Origin of the sequence: Paraburkholderia sp. SIMBA_053 (assembly GCF_046534895.1) — a bacterium.
In the GTDB taxonomy this organism is placed as follows: domain Bacteria; phylum Pseudomonadota; class Gammaproteobacteria; order Burkholderiales; family Burkholderiaceae; genus Paraburkholderia; species Paraburkholderia caledonica.
The window spans coordinates 1-364 of the sequence record NZ_JAWRXU010000218.1; the positions used below are offsets into that span (position 1 = coordinate 1).

The window sequence follows — 364 nt, forward strand, 5'->3', positions numbered from 1 at the left end:
GTCTCGGTCATCGGCTTCGACGACGTGCCGGATGCGGCGAACTACCGTCCGCCGCTGACCACGATCCGCCAGGACTTCGCCGCCCTCGCCCGCCGTGCGGTCTCGGCGCTGGTGGATGCGATCGAGGGTGCCCCGCAACCCGAGGGCTCCGCGGTCATCCCGACCGAGCTGGTCGAGCGCGACAGCGCGGGCTGATCTCCGGCGCGAAAGCGCTTCGGTTGCGTTCGGCTCTCGTCTCGTGGCATGATCTCGGAAAGCGCTTTCCACTCACGGTCGAGAGGAAGCGGCGACTGCTTCCCGCGAAAGAAACGGAACACCATGACCCAGGCGAACACCCGCGAGATCGGCATCATCATGAACGGCG

1 protein-coding gene is annotated in these 364 nt (G+C 67.0%); it reads left to right on the top strand.

Features of this window, described 5'->3' with window-relative positions; all coding sequences use genetic code 11:
- Nucleotides 1-195 (top strand): substrate-binding domain-containing protein (locus SB753_RS35340; protein ID WP_410804718.1); only part of this gene is annotated, 195 nt, incomplete at its 5' end.
- Nucleotides 196-364 lie beyond the last annotated feature (169 nt).